This is a genomic window from Bowmanella pacifica (assembly GCF_014645355.1).
GTDB classification, from domain to species: Bacteria; Pseudomonadota; Gammaproteobacteria; order Enterobacterales; family Alteromonadaceae; genus Bowmanella; species Bowmanella pacifica.
The window spans coordinates 783,423-804,748 of sequence record NZ_BMLS01000002.1 but is presented as its reverse complement, the minus strand read 5'-3'; the positions used below and the strand labels follow the sequence as shown (position 1 = coordinate 804,748).

Below are 21,326 nucleotides of genomic sequence, written 5' to 3'. Positions count from 1 at the left end.
CCTTACTGGGCCTGAACGCGCAACTCTGCGCTGGACCGGCTGATATGACCCAGCAGATTCTTCACATCGCTGGTCTTAGGTTTAACCAAGCGGAACTGCTTTAAGTACTGACTGAACTGACTGAGGATCTCCAGCGAGTGTTCGCTGCCAGTTTCTTCATAGTGCTGGTTGATAAGACCACGCAGGTGTTCGGCCAGAATCGGCTTATCGTCGATGCTCAGCACCTCCACCAAATCGCCGTTAACGCGTCGGTCAAAGTCATTGGCCTGATCCAGTACATAAGCAAAACCCCCTGTCATGCCGGCACCAAAATTAACGCCGGTCTGGCCCAGTATGGCAACGATACCGCCGGTCATATATTCACAGGCGTTGTCACCTGTGCCTTCTACAACGGCCACTGCACCAGAGTTACGTACCGCAAAACGTTCACCGGCACGGCCCGCAGCAAACAGCTTGCCGCCGGTAGCGCCGTACAAACAGGTGTTACCCATAATGGCGCTGTCGCGGGTGGCGTAATGGACGCCTACTGGCGGGTGAATAGTGATCTTACCGCCCGTCATGCCTTTGCCTACATAATCGTTGGCATCGCCAATCAGATGCAGCTCCAAACCACCGGCGTTCCACACGCCGAAACTTTGTCCTGCGGTGCCGGTCAGAGTGACGCGCAAAGGATAGTCGGCCATCCCTTGGTTGCCATGCTGCTCAGCAATATAGCCGGAGATACGGGCTCCTACGGAACGGTCGGTATTGCGAATACTGTAACGCCAGTTGCCACCGCTTTTGTTTTCCACAGCCTGGCGAACGTCATCCAAGATCTGCTGGTTCAGCTCTCCTTTGTCCAGTGGTGCGTTAGTGACCTCTGAGCAGAACAATTTGGTGTGTGCGGCGGCTTGGGGTTTGGCCAGAATTGGCGACAAATCTAAGCGCTGCTGACGGGCACTGAAGCCGTCGATAACCTCAAGCAGTTCGGTGCGTCCAATCAGCTCTTCGAGCTTACGCACGCCTAGCGCGGCCATGAGCTCGCGTACTTCACGGGCAATAAACTTGAAGTAGTTCATGACCATGTCAGGCAAACCGATAAAGTAATTGTCACGCAGGTTCTTATCCTGAGTGGCAACACCTGTGGCACAGTTGTTTAAGTGACAGATGCGCAGATATTTACAACCCAGCGCCACCATAGGCCCTGTGCCAAAACCGAAACTCTCGGCACCGAGAATTGCAGCCTTGATTACGTCCAGGCCGGTTTTCAGACCGCCGTCGGTTTGTACTCTTACCTTATGGCGCAAACCATTTTCTACCAGGGCCTGCTGGCTCTCCGCCAAACCCAGCTCCCAGGGACTGCCTGCGTATTTTACCGAGGTGAGCGGGCTGGCACCGGTACCACCGTCATAACCGGAAACCGTAATCAGATCCGCATAGGCTTTGGCTACACCGGTAGCGACAGTGCCGACACCAGGCTCAGATACCAGTTTGACCGAAATCAGCGCCTTAGGGTTTACCTGTTTCAGGTCGAAAATTAGCTGAGCCAAGTCTTCGATAGAATAGATATCGTGATGCGGCGGCGGTGAAATCAGGGTAACACCCGGTACGGAGAAGCGTAGCTCGGCGATATACTTATTCACCTTGTCTCCGGGCAACTGACCGCCCTCACCAGGTTTGGCACCTTGTGCTACCTTAATCTGCAGCACATCGGCGTTGACCAGATAGTGCGGAGTAACGCCGAAGCGTCCGGAAGCAATTTGTTTGATGCGCGAGTTCTTTTCGGTACCAAAGCGAGCAGGATCTTCACCACCTTCCCCTGAGTTGGACTGACCGCCCAAACGGTTCATCGCGATGGCCAATGCTTCATGAGCTTCGGGACTCAGTGCACCGATACTCATGGCGGCGGTATCGAAACGTGGATACAAGGCTTCTGCAGGCTCTACCTCATTAATATCCACCGCCTGTTGACTGAACTTCAGCTTGAGCAGATCACGGATATGGGCCACCGGACGCTCATTAACCAGTGCAGCAAATTGCTGATAGTCGCTGTATTCACCGCTGACCACGGCTTTTTGCAAGGTGCTGACCACGTCCGGGTTGTAGGCATGGTATTCACCGTCGTGCACATATTTAAGTAAGCCACCGTGGCTGATGGTTTTACGTTTTACCCAGGCAATACGGTTGAGGTTTTGAATATCCTGCTCAAAATCGTCGAAGTTGGCACCCTGGATACGGCTTGGTACGCCTTGGAAGCACAGCTTCATCACATCCTGGTGGATACCTATGGCTTCAAACAACTTGGCGCAGCGGTAGCTGGCGACAGTGCTGATGCCCATTTTCGACATGATCTTATACAGACCCTTATTAATGCCTTTACGGTAATTAAGGATGGCGTCCATCACCGGAATATCCAGCTCACCCTTATCACCCATTTGCTCGATAACTTCATAGGCCAGGAAGGGGTAGACCGCAGTCGCACCCAAACCAATGAGTACCGCAAAGTGATGTGGATCGCGTGCTGACGCGGTTTCTATCACGATGTTGGCGTCGCAGCGCAGGGCTTTTTCCACCAAACGGCGTTGTACTGCGCCCACAGCCATAGGTGCAGGAATCGGCAGGCGATTCGTCTTAATTTTGCGATCCGAGAGGATAACGAAGGCCGCTTTTTTCTGTTTTACCAGGTACTCGGCTTCATCACAGATCCTTTTAAGGGCGGCTTTCAGGCCTTCTTCCGGCGCATAGTTAAGATCGACCACTTCGGAGTAGTAGTACTCAGGGGCAAACTCTCTCAGTTGTTTGAGATCCGTGTACAGCATGATCGGCGACTCAAACAATACCCGGTTGGCGTAGCCCGAGGTTTCGCTGAAGACGTTCTGCTCTCGACCTATACAGGTGGCCAATGACATTACATGGTTTTCCCGCAGCGGGTCGATAGGGGGATTCGTCACCTGAGCAAACTGCTGACGGAAGTAGTCGTAAATGGTGCGGTGTTTGCCAGACAAAACAGCCATCGGGGTGTCATCACCCATGGAGCCAACCGCTTCCTGACCATCATTGGCCAGCACCTTGATTACCTGCTGAATTTCTTCATAGCTGTAATTAAACTGCTTGTAGTAGGTGTTCATCATGTCATCGTCGAACAGACGCACACCAATCTGGCTGGCATCACACTGCTGGATAGGGAGTAAGCGGCTAATGTGTTTGTCCAGCCATTCGCGGTAAGGATGGCGGCTTTTCAGATCTTCATCAATCTCGCTGGAGTGCAGTACCTTACCTGTGTAAGTGTCTACCGCCAGCATTTCACCTGGGCCGACACGACCTTTTTCGAGCACATCTTCGGGCTGGTAATCCCAAATACCGATTTCAGAGGCCAGGGTAATCAGACCGTCTTTGGTGATCACATAGCGGGCCGGACGCAGACCGTTTCTGTCTAGGTTGCATGCCACATGACGACCATTGGTCATGACGATACCTGCCGGGCCGTCCCAAGGCTCCATATGCATGGAGTTAAATTCGTAAAAGGCCTTAAGAGCCGGGTCCATGGTGTCATTATTCTGATACGCAGGTGGCACCAATAAACGCATGGCACGGAACAAATCCATGCCCCCTGCCAGGAACAATTCCAGCATGTTATCCAGTGACGAGGAATCCGAGCCTTCAAAATTGACAAAAGGCGCGGCGTCATGCAGATCAGGCAGCAGTGGCGTGCGGAACTTATAAGTACGGGCTTCGGCCCATTCGCGGTTACCGCGGATGGTATTAATTTCACCATTGTGTGCCAGGAAACGGAATGGCTGTGCTAACGGCCATCTTGGCAGCGTATTGGTGGAGAAACGCTGGTGGAACACGCATATAGCGGATTGCATGCGTTCATCGGCCAAATCCAGATAGAAATTCGGCAGATCTTTGGGCATCACCAGGCCCTTATAAATGGTCACCAGATTCGACAAGCAGGCGATATAAAAATCCGTGTCGTGGGCCAGGCGCTTTTCTGTTCGACGGCGGGCCATAAACAAGCGACGCTCGACGTCTTTCTTGCGCCAACCTGGAGGGGCGTTGACAAATACCTGTTCAATTTGTGGTAAACCGGTCAGGGCTAACTCACCCAGTAACTCAGGGTTAGTGGGCACAACACGCCAGCCCTGGACGTCCAGGGTTTCTTTTTGCAATTCTTCGTTGAGGATATCCCGAGCTTGCTGGGCTAATACCGGGTCCTGGCTGAGGAACACCATGCCAACACCGTATTTTTTGGCCAGTTTCCAGCCTTTTTCCTCACCAATAGCGCGGAAAAAAGCATCGGGTTTTTGCAGCAGCAAACCACAACCGTCGCCCGTTTTACCATCTGCGGCAATCCCGCCTCTGTGTTGCATACGATCCAGTGCATGGATGGCGGTTTTTACCAGACTGTGGCTGGGCTGCCCTTGCGTGTGGGCAATTAAGCCAAAACCACAGTTATCCCGAGAATCGTTCGGGTTATATAGTCTCATTACTCATGACTCCTTCAACCGTTCGACTGGGCAGGGTGATGTTTTTATTCAGGGACGGCATGTGCTGGACTCTTAGTGGTCCGTTATTTCATGCGCCTGTGTCGTTAGGATGACCTGTGACAGGTTCTATTTTTATCGGGGTTACCAGTCTTTTTGTTTGAACCAGGCAGTTTATTCCGTTCTGTCTTGGTTCATATCGAGTCGGATTTCACCAACATCGACGCCTTTTGGCCAATGGCCGATTCCGCATTCCTATTTAGTTATTGGTCAGCCTCAAGCCTGCTCAGACCAATAACGAATCTTTATGCACCCATAAAGAGCGGTTAATGAAAATACCACAATGCTTCCACAAATCAATTCCCCCAGCGTAATAAGCGTGAAATGTATATGGTTATTTTTTTAGTAAATTAGGATGAAAGTTGCGTATGGGTTGGCTTTTGAGCATTTTTTGCGTTTTGGTTTTTAGCTTATAACCAAAAGTATCAGCCTATAGGAGATATCTGAAGCTGGTTGGGTTTGGATAAAAAGAAGGCAGTCGGATACCAATGTTCAGTGAATTTATATTCATGTTATGTGAATATAAATGTTAATTAAGTGTTGCTGGGAAATACTGGTTTTAGTGTATTGAGGGGGACAAATTAAAATCAGCTTGGGCATTGTTGTCGGCTCTTGCTAGGATGCCGACAATTGTCGTCAGCGGAAATTTTCCCTATGCAACCATCGCCTTCCAGCCAAAATGAATCCTGGGCTATCCGTTTTGCCCAATTTGTTGACCGTTTCGGCACCCTGCGTATCAGCATTTTGTTTGTGATACTGACCCTGATATTTACCATCGCGGGTTCATACTTTATTCGTCTGTATATGACAGGTGACGTGCAGGTAGAGGACTTTGCGTCTGCCATTATGCTGACGTTGCTCAGCGCCCCCTGGGTTTTGTACTTTTTCAGCGAACTGGTCAGGCAATTAGAAATTAGCCGTCATAATCTGAAAGATGTGGTAGCGCAGTTGGAAAGCTTGCGTGAAGAAGACGTGCTACTAAACCGCGAACTGCAGAATAATATTCGTCAGTTAAATATCGAGATTGAAGAGCGGCGCAAGGCACAGGAAGACAGGGAAAAAGTCTTTGCTGAGCTGGAACTGGAGATTAATGAGAAGTCGGAAAAAGAACAGCATGCATTAAGGCTGTTTTCATTGCTGCGCTCCATTATCGATGCCAGCCCGGATTTAATTTATTTCCGCAACGAAGAAGGGCGCTTTGCCGGTTGTAACAGGGTTGCCGAGCAAATGACGGGCAAAACCGAAGCCGAGTTGATGGGCCTGACACCTCATGAAGTGTATGACGAGGATCTGGCCAATCAGGTGGTGGCCAGTGACCACGAAGTACTGGAAAACAATGTGGGCATCACCGACGAGCTATGGCTACGCTTTGCCGATGGTAGCAAGCGCTATTATGAAATGCGCAAGGTGCCGTTTTTTGACAAAGAAGGTAACCGCCTGGGCTTATTGGCATTTGGCCGAGACATTACCGAGCGTAAGCACTCACAGGTCGCGCTGGAGAAAGCCAGTCGGGATAAAACCGCCTTTATCGCCACCATCAGTCATGAACTGCGTACCCCGTTAAATGGCATTGTGGGCTTAAGTCGTATGCTCCGAGACACTAAGCTGACCGACGAGCAATATGCCTGGGTCAGCACCATTTACGCCAGTGCCATTACCCTGGGTAATATTTTTAACGACATCATCGACATTGATAAACTGGGGCGTGACAAGCTGGAGCTGGCGCTTAAGACCGTCAGTCTCAAAGATTTCTTTTCCGAGCTGTCCAGTATCATTCAATTGTTGGTGGCTGATAAAAATCTCAATTTCCAGACGCAGATGATAGAGCCTCTGCCCGACTTTGTTGAAGCTGACGGAACCCGCTTACGTCAGGTGCTATGGAACCTGCTGTTCAATGCGGTGAAGTTTACTCAGCAAGGTTCGGTGAGTTTCACCCTGTCAGCTGAGGCACCAAAAAACGGTATTTGTAATGTAGTGTTTAAGGTGGCTGATACGGGGGTCGGTATTCCCGAAGAGGAACTGCCTAAGATTTTTGCCATGTACTATCAGGTTAAACATCCTGACCACCAAAGTGCCACAGGAACAGGTATTGGTTTGGCCATCTGTAAGAAGATGGTTGAACTGATGGAGGGGGATATCCGGGTCAGTAGTGAAGTGGGTAAGGGAACCTGTTTTACCGTTGAACTGCCGTTGGCCATCAGTACACGTCCGGCGCAACTGGCTGAAATAAGGATCACTGGCTTGAAGATACTGCTGGTGGAGGATATTGAGCTGAATGTAATAGTGGCCAAAGCGCTACTTGAAAAGCTTGGTCAGACTGTCGAGGTGGCGATGACCGGGCGTCAGGCGCTGGATATGGCGCGGGCCAATCATTACGACCTGATCCTGCTGGATATTCAACTGCCGGATATGAACGGTTTTGAAGTGGTTAGTCGGATGCATGAAGAAGAGCTGGTATTAGGCACGCCCGTGGTGGCTCTGACCGCCAATGTGATTAAAACCCGCCAGGAATACCTGGACCAAGGCATGGATGATGTTATCTCCAAGCCGATTAAGAAAAGTCGGGTTGTGGAAGTATTCAATCAACTGTTCTGTGATGCCTCTGAATTGCCGAGCTTGCCGGAGACAAACGCGGCAAGTAAGAACGAGTCGGTGCTGGATTTGGATATGCTGCAGATGCTGGTAGATACCATAGGGGCTGAAATGCTCAGTACCAGTGTCAACGTGTTTAATCAGAGCATTCCTCAGTATATGGAAATTCTGCTGACCAACTTAAGCGCCAAAGATAAAGATGAAGTCTGTGCCCAGGCACATAAGATCAAAGGCGCTGCGGGGTCGGTGGGACTGTCCAGGGTACAGAAAATCGCTAACCAGATTCAGCAGGGCGACCATCCAGCCTGGTGGCAGAACGTCTATGATTGGGTTGAAGAGCTTCAGGATGCACTCAAACTGGATATGCAATCACTCAACAACTGGTTGTCTGATCAAACTATCGATGACTGATCTTTGTCTCTTGGGCTGGATTTGAACGAAATCTAAACTCGAAAGATAAACAACCCCTGGCACGTTGTCTGGCTGTTAAAGAGCCTGACAGCGTGCTATCACTCTTTATGCAATCGTTTCCAATTTAACTTTTCTAATAATCGGCTGGCAAGGGTCTGCATCAGCAACTTGTTAACACATTTATACGCCAAAACCCCCATCTAGATTGGATTTAACATTTATTGTACATTTTGTTTCTATATCAATTGCAATCGATTGCAATTCGGTCTATTTTTAACCTGCCTTAACAAACACAGTGGTAAGTCGACGATTGATTAAATCCTCCTTTGACCGCTTTAATTAAAATTAAGTTAGTAAAATCATAGATATAACTGGGGACCAGCAATGAAAAGCAACAAACTTATCCTGGCCATCGCCATTTCGACAGCATTGAGTAATGCCTGGGCACAGGAAACGCCAGATGACCAAGAGCAAGCCAAGGATTTTGAGCAGATTGTAGTAACAGGCACACCCACAGGTACGGCGGTACGTAAGGTTGATGCAAGCTTTGCGATTACAAACTTGTCTGCCGAGGCGATTAGGAAGCTGGCCCCCAAGAGCACTGCGGATTTGTTTAAAGCCGTTCCGGGAGTATGGTCAGAGAGCTCTGGCGGGGTGGCTGGGGCTAATGTGTTTGTGCGCGGTTTTCCTGGAACTGGAGATGCCCCGTTTTTGACCGTACAAATGGAAGGCGCCCCGCTTTTCCAGCCCCCAACCTTGTCTTTTTTGGAAAACTCCACCTTATTCCGCATGGATGAAACCGTGGCGTATATGGAGGCACTGCGTGGCGGTACCAACCCGGTGATTTCCAATGGACAGCCGGGCCTGACAACTAACTTTTTGCTAAAAGAAGGCTCAGAGGTAACCGAAGGGGTATTTAAATACACCACTTCTGACTACGATTTGCAGCGGGTGGATGCCATGGTCAGTGGCGCACTGGCCGATGACCTTTACTATATGATTGGTGGCTATGTATCCAGCTCGCCAGGTATTCGTGATGCCGGTTTTAACTCTGAAAAGGGACACCAGTTTACCCTCAATATCACCAAAGAACTGGATAATGGCAAAATGAACTTTTATACCAGAGTGACCGATGATCATGGTGTCTGGTATCTGCCCACACCGCTGGTCAGTGGGGTGGACAACGAGTACACCCAAATCGGTACCCTGAATCGCCAGGCCAGCATTCAATATGGCCCTGATGGCACCAGCCAGACTTTTGATTTTGGCAATGGCCGAGGCTGGGATGGTTCAGTCTCCGGCGGTAAGATTCAGTTAGAGTTTGCCGATGGCTGGCAATTCTCTGACCGTTTTAATTACACCAAAGGGGACGCCAATACTTATGGCATGGTACCAGACGGCGCGCCTTTAATGATTTCTGAACTGGCAAACTTGACGGATGCTGAGGGTAAAAACCTGAATCTGAGGAACATTGATCCTGTTAGCGGCGACTTTGTTCCCGTGAAGGGAGCAGTGAGCGGAAAAAATTATTCTGAAGCTACTCTAGTACAGCAGGTAGGACGTTGGGTGGTATTAAAGGAAATAGAGTCCTTTACCAATGACCTGTCGCTGACCAAGCAACTTGATGCACTGAAGGTGACACTGGGACTCTATACTTCAAACTTTGAAGCTAAAGACTGGTGGTCTTTGGGTAATCAGTCTTACCATGTGGTGGCGCCGGGTGGCGAAAACCTAACGGAAATCTCCTGTAATGACAACAAGGATAGCTGCGGCTGGAACTATGACCTTAGTTCCACCGGTGATGGCTCTACCCGCGCGTTTTATACCGCCCTGGAATACAAAGCTACTGATGACCTGACCTTGGATCTTGGTGTTCGCCGCGAGAATCATCAGATTAACTACAGCGTGGATGAAGACCTGGATGGCACTATCAACAAGCCGGTGCAATACGATGAAGACACCACCTCCTGGACGGCCGGCGCTAACTATATGCTGACCGATAATTCCGGGGTTTTCGTCAGAGTGAATGATGGCAGCAAAATGCCGTATTTCGACGATTTTCGTGACAACTATTCTCAATACGAAGCCGGAAATGACCTTATCTTTGATGTTCAGCAATACGAACTGGGATATAAGTTAGCGGCAGACAATTACAGTTTGTATGCTACGGCCTATTTTAACGAAGTAGAAAGCAGTACGGTGGCTTTGCCCGGCCAACCGGCCACGCTGTCGGTTACCGAAGCCAAGGGGATTGAGCTGGATGGTAACTACAGCTTTGACTTCGGTTTGAACCTGAATTTGAACGCGACAATTCAGGATACCGAGATCACAAAAAGCAGTAATCCCCACCTTGTTGGCAATGAGTCCCAGCGCCAGCCTGGCTGGCAAATGCGCCTGACGCCAAGCTATGAGATTGAACTGGCGGGCGGTAACTTTGTGACCTTGTACGGCACGCTGACGTCGGTTGACGACCGTTGGATCAGTGATGACAACCTGGGTGAGTTGAAAGGCTACACTAAGGTCGATTTGGGTGCCTACTGGGAAATTACCGACCAGTTGAATGTGCGCTTGTCGGTAGATAACCTGACAGATAAAGAAGGGCTTACCGAGGGTGACCCACGTAATCCCACGGCACCTAACGGCCGTTATATTATGCCAAGGTCAATGCGCCTGAGCATAGGTTACAACTTCTAAGCAAATTAAAGGTGGCCAGTGGCCACCTTAGCCTTTTCTCTGGGCGGCGCAATTTGATAACCTTGCCCTAACCAGTAATAACAGAAGCAGATTCATGACTCGCGCCAAAAGCATTGCCGATATTGCCAAACTCCTTGGTGTTTCCGAGTCCACCGTATCCCGTGCCCTGAATGACAATCCGCTGATCGCGGAGAAGACCCGTCGTCGTATTCAGGACGTTGCCCGTGAACATAACTTCAAGATTAATGCTAAAGCGCGCGCTCTGCGTACCCAGAAAACCATGGTGATTGCGGTGGTGGTGCTATTTAAGGAGCGCACCGAACAGGGGATCTCCGATCCCTGGCTGCTGGATATGCTCGGTGCTATTGCCGATGAGCTGACTCGCCATGGCTACGATATGTTGTTGTCTAATACCCGCACCGCTTCTGATGACTGGCGGGACTATTACTTTGACTCCAAACGAGCTGATGGCTTGATCGTCATAGGGCAGGGCGAACATGACGCGCGTATTGACCGACTCGCCCAGCAAGATTGCCCTTTTGTGGTATGGGGAGCGGCATTGCCAGACAGCCACTACTGCACTGTGGGTAGCGATAATAAAATGGGCGCTTATCTGGCGGTAAATCATCTGCTTAACCAGGGCTGTAAGCGCATCGCGTTTTTTGGCGACACCAGTCACAGTGAAATGGAACAGCGCTGGCAAGGCTACTGTTTGGCTTTGCAGCAGGCAGATATTGAGATAGATGAGAAGCTAAGCTTTGAAACCGACTTTACCAGTGAGTCCGGCTATCGTAGCGCCTCGCAGTTGCTGGAGAATGGGCCGGCTGATGTGGATAGTATTTTTGCTGTCAGCGATGTGATAGCCCTAGGCGCACTTAAAAAGCTGATGGACGCGGGTAAACAAATACCTGATGACCTTGCGTTGGTGGGCTTTGATGATGTGGCGCTGTCCATGTTTTGCCATCCTTCGCTGACCACCATACGTCAACAAACACTGGAAGGCGGAAAGCTATTGGTTAACAAGCTGATGGATAAACTGGCGGGGAAAACCGTGCGCTCACAAGTGCTGGATGTGCAACTGGTGGTGCGCGAGTCGAGCCGAAAGTCGCACTAAACCACAGAAGGGCCACGCCGTTGTGGCCCTGGGTTGGGGTTGTGTCTATTTGTTTGCTTGCTCCAATACTCTTGGCAGAGATAAATCCTTGATATGGGGATAAACCCACTGGGCTTGTTGAAGTACTTTGGCATCTCCAATACCTACGGACTGCATTCCTGCGTCAATAATGCTTTGCAGGCCAGCCAGCGAATCTTCCACGCCCACACATTGAGCAGGTTTTACCCCCAGAGTTTGTGCGACAGTCAGAAAGATTTCCGGATGTGGTTTTCCTTGCTTAATTTTTGCGGCATCTGCCACGTAGTCAAAGGCCTGATTGATCCCCAGCCTGTTAATCACCATGGCGGCATTTTTACTGGCCGAGGCCAGGCCTATGGCAATATCGGCTTGTTTTAGTTGGGCGAATAAGTCATGTACACCTGCAAATAAATCGGCTTCGCTCATATGCTCTATTAATTGCTGATAGTGGTGATTCTTCTGATTGGCAAAGGCGTGTTTCTGATTATCGCTAAGTTGCAGCCCGCCTTTATCCAAAATAAATTGCAGCGAGCCCATACGGTCAACCCCCTTGAGCTGCTCGTTATCCTGTCGGTTAAAAGCAATACCCAACTGCTTGGCCAGGGCGGCCCACGCCTGATAGTGGTACTCGGCGGTATCGGTTAACACCCCGTCCAGATCAAAGATAAAAGCGCGGATGCTCATGATAAACTCCTGGAAATAACCTGCCATTGTCCTTCGATAAGGTGAACCTGTTGTGCGCCTTGTTTGATACTCAGATTGTCACCCGCTTTGAGTAAGTAACTGACCTTGTCTTGACTGACTTTTATCTGTATCTGCCGGCCCTGATATTGCAAGTTGAAGGTGTAGCCTTGCCAGTGCTGTGGCAGATGTGGGTTAACCACTAGCCCATCTGCGCGCATCCGCACACCGGCAAAGCCGTGTACTATGCTCATCCAGGAACCGGCCATACAGGCCGTATGGACACCATATTCGGTATTGCCATGGCGGTTATCTATGTCCATGCGCACGGTGTCGTGGAAAAAACCATAAGCGCGCTGATAATCACCGGTTTCAGCAAATTCTATGCTGTGTATACAGCTGGACAGGGTGGAGTCGTGAGTGGTCAGCGGTTCATAGTAGGCCAGATTACGGGCCTTTTGCGCCTGATCAAAGGCATCATCCAGCAGATACATGGCCAGCACCACATCGGCCTGCTTGAGTACCTGATGGCGATAGATCACCAGCGGATGATAATGCAGCAGCAGGGGATATTTATCTGCCGGCGTGTTGGCAAAATCCCAGGGTTGTTTGTCCAGAAAACTATCATCCTGAGCGTGGATGCCGAGGGTTTTATCAAAGGGCAAATACATCTTCTCAGCGGCTTGCTCCCAAGTAGCAATTTCCGCATCACTCAAATTTAGCTTGTGGCAAAGCAGCTTATAGGCTGCTGAATCGCTATCACGAAATTTTGCTGCAATCTGCACCGCAAAGCGCAGATGCGCTTTGGCCATGGCATTGGTATAGAAATTGTTGCTGACGATAGCAGTGTATTCATCCGGGCCGGTGACGCCGTCAATACAGAATTGGCCGTCGCGTCTGGGATTGAAGTGCCCAAGACTGAGCCACAGCCTGGCGGTTTCAAACAGCATTTGTGCGCCCATCTGCTGCATAAATTGCCAGTCTGAGGTGGCGGTGTAATAGCTGCGCAGCGCGTGCGCAATAGCGGCATTAATATGATACTGCGCAGTACCGGCCGGAAAAAATGCCGAGCACTCATCACCCCCTATAGTGCGCCATGGGTACAGCGCACCCGTTGAGTGTGACATTTGACGGGCACGTCGGCGTGCGCCATCCAGAGTCCGGTAACGGTATTCCAGGCAGCGTCTGGCCAGCTCCGGATTGGTGGCGGTCATCACCGACAAAATATAGATTTCGGTATCCCAGAAGTAATGACCGTCATAGCCATGACCGGTCAGGCCCTTGGCACCCATATTGCTCAATCCATCTTTGCCGATAGACATAAACAAATGCAGCAGATTGAATCGGATACCTTGCTGCAGTGCAGGATCGCCGTCTATTTGCACATCGGTGTTTTGCCAGAATGCGCTCGCAACCTGTTGGTGCTGGGCGTGCAACGCTACCCATCCCAGCGTCTTGGCGTTTTGTAACTTTTGATGCACCTCATTGAGTAGGGCATCAAATGTCATCTCCTTACTATGCTGATAGCAGATGTATTTTTCCACTATCACTGGCTTCCCTTGCTTGAGCGGTAGTTGCCATTGTTGACCTAGCTGTTTTTTCTCTGCCACCTGACGGGTATGGATGGGGTGGACAGAGCAGGTCAACGTGCTGGCCGAGGCAATTTTGACATCGCTGTCTTTGACCTGATGCAGCATCCAGGTATCGTTATCCCCAGCGTGCTGCTGATAAAGGGTCAGGCTGTCATCCAGACTCAGCACACCCACCCTGGGGTCGTCTTTGTTTGGTGAGAATTGGTACCCCGCGTCTAGCAAGGCACTAAGTTCAATGTCGCCACTGAAGTTCTCGGCCAAGATCTCCATGCGTAAACAAAGGAGGTTTGGATGGCTTAGGGAGGCAAAGCGGTGAGTGGTCAGGCTCAGTTGCTGACCGCTGGTACTTTGCCAGCGTATCTGTCTGTGCAGGGTGGCGGTGCGAAAGTCCAGCCAGCGCTTTACTTCCGAGGCGTCGGTTTGGCTAACAAGTTGGTTATCCAGCTTGAGCCGCATAATCTTGCCGTTGGGAACCTGCTGCATCTTCTGGTTGTGGCTGGCATAGCCATATGCCACTTCACCATAAGTGATTTTCTCACTGTGATAGACGCCATTTAGATAAGTGCCTTCACAGCTTTGTACGTTTGCGGGCGCTTCTTCTTCCATTGTACCGCGGGTGCCAAAGTAACCGTTGGCCAGGGCAAACAGGGTTTCTTCCAGCATGTTTTGCCCTGAGCTCAACCCAATGCTCTCTAGTTGCCAAGGGTAGGGCGTGAAAAGTAAATCTTTGGGCAATACATTCATAGGTTGAAACCTTGGAGTGGACTTTGACTAACGGCAAGATTAGCTGTTTTTGCAATCGATTGCAATTGTGTTAAATTTAGGTAAACTCGACTTGCTTGATATAAGGCAATTACGCCATAAACTGCCGTATGCGGAGAACCAAATGATCACTAACAGAGTTCAGGTCAAATATTCACTGATGTTGACCTATTTCCTGTTTGCCATATTGCTGAACAGTGTCGGTACCGTGATATTGCAGGTCATCAATAGTTATGGCGTTAGTAAAGAAGCGGCCAGTGTGCTCGAAGGGTTTAAAGACTTACCCATTGCCTTAGTGTCTTTTATGTTTGCTGCTTATCTACCACGGCTGGGGTACCGCAATGCCATGCTACTGGGCACTCTGCTGGTGACAGGAAGCTGTTTGTTGATGCCGCTGATCCCCGAGTTCTGGATGACCAAGGTGTTGTTTTTCTGTGTGGGCAGCGCTTTTGGTCTGGTGAAAGTTTCCTTGTATTCCACTATTGGTTTAATCAGTGATAACAAGCAACAGCATGCGTCGGTGATGAATACCATTGAGGGGATCTTTATGGTGGGGGTGCTGTCGGGATATTGGCTGTTTGGTGCCTTTATTGATGGGCAGAACCCGGCGTCCAGTGGTTGGCTAAATGTATATTGGTCTCTGGCGTTACTGGCCGGGCTGAATGTGCTGCTGCTCTGGCGTACCCCATTTGCTAATCCCGTCCCAGCGCAGGGAACGCCCCCTGCCGAAGAGTTTCTGGCCATGCTTAAGCTGGCGTATAAGCCTCTGGTGTTGGTTTTTATTTTGTCGGCGTTTTTATATGTGCTTATCGAGCAAGGGTTGGGAACCTGGTTGCCGACCTTTAATAATCAAGTGTTGCATCTTCCGGCGGATATGAGTGTTCAGGCCACCAGTATATTTGCGGCCTGCCTGGCGATTGGCAGACTGGGGGCCGGGGTGCTGATGCAGCTCATAAACTGGTACTTGTTGCTGAATATTTGTCTGCTGGCCATGGCCTTGCTGATAGTGGTTTCCATGCCCCTGGCGAATCTGGCGCAACCTCAGCAGGATATGAGCTGGACCAGCGCGCCTGTGGCGGCCTTTGTTTTCCCGCTTATCGGGTTGTTTATGGCGCCTATTTACCCGGCAATAAACTCAATTATGTTGTCTTCGTTACCCAGATCACAGCACTCTGGTATGACGGGGTTGATTGTGATTTTTTCGGCCCTGGGAGGCACCACAGGTTCGCTGATTACCGGCTTTGTATTTGGTAGCTTTAGTGGTCAGACGGCCTTTTACCTGTCGCTGCTGCCTATTGCCGCGATACTGGTTAGCTTGTTTTATTTCCGCCAGGGTACCCTGGCGGCAGGTCGGGCCTAAGGCTGGGTTAGGGATGACTGAGTTCATACAGCCTGTTTGAAAGGGCTGATGAGGAACGGCTCAGGTCATTCAGGGCGTTGGCGTCCCGGGAATTAAGTTCATTACTTTCGCGGATTCCTTCGGCCAGCCTGTGGATCTCATTGGCGACTTTGGCTTGTTCACCGGCGGCTGTGGCAATCTGCGAAGTACTGTCACTGATACCGCCGAAGGCATCAACAATTTCATTAAAACCGGCAATGACCTTATTGGAGCGCTCGACCGTCTGTTCGGACAAAGATTGAGAACTGATGATAATATCGACCCCTTGTTTGGCTGAACTTTGCAACTGGGCAATCATATTTTCAATTTCATTGGCCGATGACTGAGAGCGCCCCGCCAGGGTACGTACTTCATCGGCTACCACGGCAAATCCCCTGCCTTGTTCACCGGCCCTGGCCGCCTCAATCGCGGCATTCAAAGCCAGCAAGTTGGTCTGTTCGGATATGCCTTTAATCACATCGAGTACCGCGCCCATCTGCTGGGCATCACCAGAAAGCCGGTTAATAATGTCAGCGGTTTGCTGTAAAACTCCTGACAGCTCTTCATTGGCCTGATTGTTCGCTACTACATCCTGCAAACGCCGCTTAACCAGGCCCTGAGAATCGTCAACCGTGCCTGAGGTAGAGTGGGTGTTATGGGCCACTTCCTCTGCGCTACTGGCCATTTGGGTAATAGCCGCGGCCAGCATATTGTTTTCGCTAAGCTGGTGCTCAGCACGCTCTTTGAGTTCCAGCGCCATAGCGCTTAACTCTTCTGCACACTGTTTGGACTCGGTTGCCTCGGCAGCGATTTGACGTAACAGTCCATTAAGATGCTCGCCGTAATTGTTTACCGCCTGTTTAAGCAGGCCAATTTCATCATGCTTGGCGATATGCAGCGTAGCTGACGCCCCGCCGCGGATCAGGCGCTGGATTTGGGCGGTTGTTTCGTTTACCCAACCCAGTACTTTGTTGGTGTAGAAAATCAGTAATCCTACAAAAAATGCGATAAGGGGGAGCAGCGTGCCGTACAGGCTATAGCTTAACTGGTTTACCGGCCCCTGAACCACCTGGCTGGGTAATACCAGCCCCAGTTTCATCCCCTCAAGTGGCAGAGATTGTAACGCCAGCAGGCTGCTGTCCCCTTTGACCACGCCATCCGGTAGTGGGCTAATGTTCTTTCCCTGATTAATGGCTTGCAGCAATGGCCGCAGGCTGCTATCCCGGTTGGCGATGTCGTCAAGGCGCTGCATATCCAGGCGCTCACTGCGAATATCCGGGAAGCTGATCACCTGATTGTTCTTACCTAATAGGAAAAGATAACCCCCGGAGGCCTTGTTCTGATCACGGAATAAATCGGCCAGCCCCGCCAAACGTAAGTCTATGGTAGCAACCCCCCAGAACTTACCCTGACGTTTAATTGCTACAGTACAGGTCACCATAGCCACGCCGCTGGCACCGTCTTCATAGGCTTCAGACCAGCCGCATTGGCCTGCGCTTAATTGTCTGCCTGCCTGATACCAGCTTTCATTGTGATAGCCACTGCCCGCAGGATCATTGTAGTCGTTGGATTTGACCAGGTTGCCACTGCTATCTCTGGCCCAGAAAAACGAATAACGCGCTTGGTTACCGGCAAACGCATTGGGTTCTGGCCAGATCCCGCCCCCGGCAATATTGGCGTTACCAAACTGGTTGATAAGCACAGGCATCAGGCTGTTAAACTGGTCTTCCTGTAAAGGCAGATGTTGTGCCAGTGCGGCCAGGTTCTGGGTGAGAATTGCGCCCTGGGTTAATTCGGTGCGGAGTTGCGCGGCGCTGTCTGATACTCTGACCAGGGCTTGCTGTTCAACCTCCTGTTGAATAGTGGGCAACGCCAGGGTTTGCATTACCAGATAAATGACCACTACTGCAGCCACTAGTAAACCAGCGCTCAGATAACGGGCTTTGGTCTTTATCAAGAGATCTTTTGCCATGGGTCTGTCCCGCCTTTGTTGTAAGGAAGTTAGCGTTCATAGCATAGATCAAGTCACCTCAGAAAAGCCTCACATTTCTAAAAAATAGTTTGCCTTTCATAAGCTTCCGTTACGAAAAACGAGTTTTTCAGGGCATCATCAGCAGTGTGGCCGTGCCCAGAAAGGCAAAGATGCCCACCACGTCGGTAATAGTGGTGAGAATGACCGAACCGGCGAGGGCAGGGTCGATTTTGAGTTTTTTCATGAGCAGCGGCAGGGTGGCTCCGGCGAGACCGGCCGCTAGCATATTGACCATCATGGCAAAGGCGATAATAGCGCCAAGCATCAGATCCTGTTTCCAGATGGCCACCACTCCGGCAATCAGCACGGCCCAAATCACGCCGTTTAGTGCGCCGATGGCCAGTTCTTTGCTGACCAGCCAGCGGCTGTTACTGGGGCTGACATGACCAAGGGCCATACCACGAATTACCAGCGTTAAGGTTTGATTACCTGCCACACCGCCCATGCTGGGTACTATGGTATTGAGAATGGCCAGCACTGCCAGTTGGCTTAAGGTGGCTTCAAATAAATCACTGACCATCGCTGCCAGTAGCGCCGTAACCAGGTTTACCCCCAGCCAGATGGAGCGTCGTCCGGTACTTTTCATTACTGGCGCGAAGGTATCTTCTTCGTCATCCAGACCGGCCATACTCATCATGCTGTGCTCGGCTTCTTCGCGGATAATATCTACCACATCGTCGATGGTGATCCGCCCGAGTAGGCGATCTTCACTGTCCACCACGGGGGCGGAAATCCAGTTGTAGCGTTCAAACAGCTTGGCCACTTCACTTTCCGGCATGTCCACCGGAATGGTTTCGGCGTCTTCATCCATTAGCTCTTCCACCGTCATATCAGAGGTGGAGGTCAGTAATCGGATGACCGGCACTATACCTATCAGCTTATCGTGGCGGTTAACCACATAGAATGCGTCGGTATCTTCCGGTACTTCACCTTTAAGACGCAGATAACGCAAAATAACGTCTACCGTGACTTCCGGACGCAGTGTAATAGTGTCGGTATTCATGATTGAGCCGGCGGTACCTTCGCCGAAAGACAGTGCCTGTTCAGCCCTTACCCTGTCTTGCTCATCCATGGAATGTAATACCTGCTGGAAGATCGTATCCGGCAGGCCGCGCAGCAGCTCGGCCAGATCGTCGGTATCCATGTCTTCCAGGGCATCGGCGAGTTTTTCCGGCACCATCTGGCGGATAATGCCGTTGCGCACATCTTCCGATAGTTCTTCAAGCACATCACCGTGAAATTCGGGGTCAATCAGTTGCCATAATACTGCGCGACTTTTGGCTGGGGTGGATTCCAGCAAAAACGCCACATCAGGTGCCGGCATATGGTGGAGCATCTTACGCACATGCACATACATGCCGCTGGACAGGGCATCATTTATGGCCTGTAGCTGCTGGTATGAGGATTGCGATTCGAAGGTCTCTGCCATAAAAGGGGCAACTTATTGATTTTCTGCCGTTAGTTTAGAGGAAGAGGGCGGCCAGGTCAGCAGGAATCTTGGTCCGATTTGCTGGCCTGGGCTTTAGGAGCGAAATGGGTCAAGCCTGCTTTCGCAATAGCCAGTGATTCAGGGGCAGTGCTAACAGTATTACTGCGCCACCTGACGCCAGCCGCAATAGATCAGCATCATGGTTCCAAATCAATAGGTTAACCATAATACCGGCCGGGATAAGCAGATTATTCATTATTGCCAGGGTGCCCACATCCACCTGTGTCGCGCCTTTATTCCAGGCAAAGAAGCCCAGTCCAGAGGCCACCACTCCCAGGTAAATCAGAATACCCCACTGCAGTGAAGTGGTGGGCAGCTTTTCAAGGTTGCCAAATAGCGCGAAGCTAACGCTTGCCACCAGGCTGGCGCCAATGAAAAACCAGCCAAACACCTGATGTTGCGGCAAGCTGAACTGACTGGCAGCGCGTTTATACAGTACCTGACCGGTGGCAAAACATAAATTGGCAGCCTGAACAATCAGAAAGCCGCGTATAAAGCCGCTATCAATGCCATCGTAACGAATCGCTGCGGCGCCTGCGGTAGCAACCAGGGCGCAGATAAGAAAGTTAGCGCGAAAACGCCGGTCTAACAGGTCATTGACCAGGGTCACATACAAGGGAGTCATCACGGTAAACAGCAGTACTTCTGGAACCGACAGGTACAGGAAGGCATGGTAATAAAAGCCATACATTATCCCCAGTTGGATAGCACCAATCAGCATCAGGCGAAAGGTGGTGGCCGGTGCAACACCGCGAAAGGTTAAAAATGGTAAAAAGACCAGGGCAGCAAGTAAAACTCGCAGCAAAACCGAAAACCAGGGGTCGACCTGACCGGCCAGGTAAACACCGATCAGGCTGAAAGAAAATGCCCATAATAAGGTGATAGCGACAAGAAAAGTCACAACGGCTATCCATTAATTTGCTCGGCGGGCATGGTACATCATGCATGTTATTGATGTAAGTCGATGGGCAATGAAGATGCACACCGGCGTTATCCTTACTGACGCTAATGCGGTGAACTGTCCGGTTTAAGACAAAAGTGCCATGGCGCTGAACGCCCACAGGCGATAAAGTCATAGCCACTGCTGCATAATTGAGGTCATAAGAGCGGATGGAAAACTTTGTACTGGTGCTGGTGTATATATTTATCGGTACGCAGCTTAGACGTCTGCCCCAATTCCCTGCCGAGACAGGGATGGTACTTAATCAATACGTGCTGTACGTCGCGTTGCCAGCGCTGGTAATGCAAAAAATCCCACTGATGAATTTCTCTGCCGAATTATGGCAACCTGCGGTATTACCCTGGGCTATCTTACTACTGGTCGTGGCGGTGGTGTTGCTGGCCGGGCGCTTGTTTGCCTGGGATAAAAATCTGGTGGCGGCTTTGCTGGTTGTACTGCCTTTGGGGAACACATCATTTCTGGGTTTTCCGTTGGTGGAAGCCTTTTATGGTGAGCAGGCTATGCCCTACGCCATTATCTATGATCAACTCGGCTCATTTTTAGCACTGGCGACCTACGCCACCATCATTTGTGCTTGGTATAACCCCAATATCGAGACGCCTTCTCCTGCACATATGGCTAAACGTGTGCTGCTTTTTCCCTCGTTTATCTCACTGATTTTGGCCATTTGTCTAAAGGGCTGGCCTTATCCGTCGCTGATGGAATCTTTGCTGGATAGCCTCGCGGCCACGCTGGTGCCGGTGATTATGGTCGCGGTTGGTTTTCAGTTTCGTTTGCGACTGGATGGAAAAGAGGCTTGGCCATTGGTGTTTGCCTTGGGGGTTAAACTGCTCCTGATGCCGATTTTTGCGCTTGCGCTACTGTGGCCTTTGCATCCACAACCCCTATTGCTCCAAGTGGGGGTTTTTCAGGCAGCGATGCCGCCCATGGTGTCTGCTGGGGCGCTGGCTATCGGTGCCTCTCTGGCACCGCGTTTGGTGGCGGCGCTGGTGGGATTAGGCTTGATTCTAAGCTTTATTACATTACCCATTTGGTACTGGTTATTGCAGCAGTTGGTCTAATATTCCGTTTCTATA

At 50.6% G+C, this 21,326-nt stretch carries 11 protein-coding genes; 5 read left to right on the top strand and 6 right to left on the bottom strand.

Features of this window, described 5'->3' with window-relative positions; genetic code table 11:
• Positions 1–2: 2 nt before the first annotated feature.
• Positions 3–4,469, bottom strand: coding sequence for a glutamate synthase large subunit (gene gltB / locus IEX02_RS09700; protein WP_188693835.1), 4,467 nt, complete (start codon positions 4,467–4,469; stop codon positions 3–5).
• Positions 4,470–5,180: 711 nt separating this feature from the next.
• Here gltB and arcB point away from each other — a divergent pair.
• The 3 genes from arcB to IEX02_RS09685 all read left to right on the top strand — a co-directional run bounded on the left by arcB (position 5,181) and on the right by IEX02_RS09685 (position 11,337).
• Entirely contained in the window at positions 5,181–7,529 is a 2,349-nt protein-coding gene (arcB, locus tag IEX02_RS09695) for an aerobic respiration two-component sensor histidine kinase ArcB (RefSeq protein WP_188693833.1), read from the top strand.
• 384 nt (positions 7,530–7,913) lie between these two features.
• Positions 7,914–10,223 carry a TonB-dependent receptor gene (locus tag IEX02_RS09690; protein ID WP_188693830.1) on the top strand — a complete coding sequence of 770 codons (2,310 nt, stop codon included), beginning with the start codon at positions 7,914–7,916 and terminating at the stop codon, positions 10,221–10,223.
• 94 nt (positions 10,224–10,317) lie between these two features.
• Positions 10,318–11,337, top strand: coding sequence for a LacI family DNA-binding transcriptional regulator (locus IEX02_RS09685; protein WP_188693827.1), 1,020 nt, complete (start codon positions 10,318–10,320; stop codon positions 11,335–11,337).
• A gap of 45 nt (positions 11,338–11,382) precedes the next feature.
• On the opposite strand, the gene pgmB is transcribed toward IEX02_RS09685, so the two are convergent.
• Entirely contained in the window at positions 11,383–12,039 is a 657-nt protein-coding gene (pgmB, locus tag IEX02_RS09680; protein WP_188693824.1) for a beta-phosphoglucomutase, read from the bottom strand.
• A complete protein-coding gene (locus tag IEX02_RS09675; RefSeq protein WP_188693822.1) occupies positions 12,036–14,372 on the bottom strand; it encodes a glycoside hydrolase family 65 protein in 2,337 nt (778 codons plus the stop codon). The genes pgmB and IEX02_RS09675 overlap by 4 nt, the downstream gene beginning before the upstream one ends.
• A 142-nt stretch (positions 14,373–14,514) precedes the next feature.
• Here IEX02_RS09675 and IEX02_RS09670 point away from each other — a divergent pair, with 142 nt between their 5' ends.
• Positions 14,515–15,750: an MFS transporter gene (locus tag IEX02_RS09670; protein ID WP_188693820.1), complete on the top strand. Its 1,236-nt coding sequence runs from the start codon at positions 14,515–14,517 to the stop codon at positions 15,748–15,750.
• A gap of 7 nt (positions 15,751–15,757) precedes the next feature.
• Here the strand turns inward: IEX02_RS09670 and IEX02_RS09665 are convergent, their stop codons facing one another.
• The 3 genes from IEX02_RS09665 to IEX02_RS09655 all read right to left on the bottom strand — a co-directional run bounded on the left by IEX02_RS09665 (position 15,758) and on the right by IEX02_RS09655 (position 20,190).
• A complete protein-coding gene (locus tag IEX02_RS09665; RefSeq protein WP_188693817.1) occupies positions 15,758–17,740 on the bottom strand; it encodes a methyl-accepting chemotaxis protein in 1,983 nt (660 codons plus the stop codon).
• A 127-nt stretch (positions 17,741–17,867) separates the two neighbouring features.
• Positions 17,868–19,229, bottom strand: coding sequence for a magnesium transporter (gene mgtE, locus IEX02_RS09660; protein WP_188693814.1), 1,362 nt, complete (start codon positions 19,227–19,229; stop codon positions 17,868–17,870).
• Between the two features lie 109 nt (positions 19,230–19,338).
• On the bottom strand, positions 19,339–20,190 hold the full coding sequence (locus IEX02_RS09655; RefSeq protein WP_188693811.1) for a carboxylate/amino acid/amine transporter: 852 nt from the start codon (positions 20,188–20,190) through the stop codon (positions 19,339–19,341).
• A gap of 209 nt (positions 20,191–20,399) precedes the next feature.
• Here IEX02_RS09655 and IEX02_RS09650 point away from each other — a divergent pair, with 209 nt between their 5' ends.
• On the top strand, positions 20,400–21,311 hold the full coding sequence (locus IEX02_RS09650; protein ID WP_188693807.1) for an AEC family transporter: 912 nt from the start codon (positions 20,400–20,402) through the stop codon (positions 21,309–21,311).
• Positions 21,312–21,326 lie beyond the last annotated feature (15 nt).

Coding starts and splice junctions, on each gene's coding strand:
- pgmB (WP_188693824.1), bottom strand. CDS start 12,039: ATGAGCATCCGCGCTTTTATCTTTGATCTGGACGGGGTGTTAACCGAT.
- mgtE (WP_188693814.1), bottom strand. CDS start 19,229: ATGGCAGAGACCTTCGAATCGCAATCCTCATACCAGCAGCTACAGGCC.
- arcB (WP_188693833.1), top strand. CDS start 5,181: ATGCAACCATCGCCTTCCAGCCAAAATGAATCCTGGGCTATCCGTTTT.
- IEX02_RS09670 (WP_188693820.1), top strand. CDS start 14,515: ATGATCACTAACAGAGTTCAGGTCAAATATTCACTGATGTTGACCTAT.
- IEX02_RS09665 (WP_188693817.1), bottom strand. CDS start 17,740: ATGGCAAAAGATCTCTTGATAAAGACCAAAGCCCGTTATCTGAGCGCT.
- IEX02_RS09690 (WP_188693830.1), top strand. CDS start 7,914: ATGAAAAGCAACAAACTTATCCTGGCCATCGCCATTTCGACAGCATTG.
- IEX02_RS09685 (WP_188693827.1), top strand. CDS start 10,318: ATGACTCGCGCCAAAAGCATTGCCGATATTGCCAAACTCCTTGGTGTT.
- IEX02_RS09650 (WP_188693807.1), top strand. CDS start 20,400: ATGGAAAACTTTGTACTGGTGCTGGTGTATATATTTATCGGTACGCAG.
- IEX02_RS09675 (WP_188693822.1), bottom strand. CDS start 14,372: ATGAATGTATTGCCCAAAGATTTACTTTTCACGCCCTACCCTTGGCAA.
- gltB (WP_188693835.1), bottom strand. CDS start 4,469: ATGAGACTATATAACCCGAACGATTCTCGGGATAACTGTGGTTTTGGC.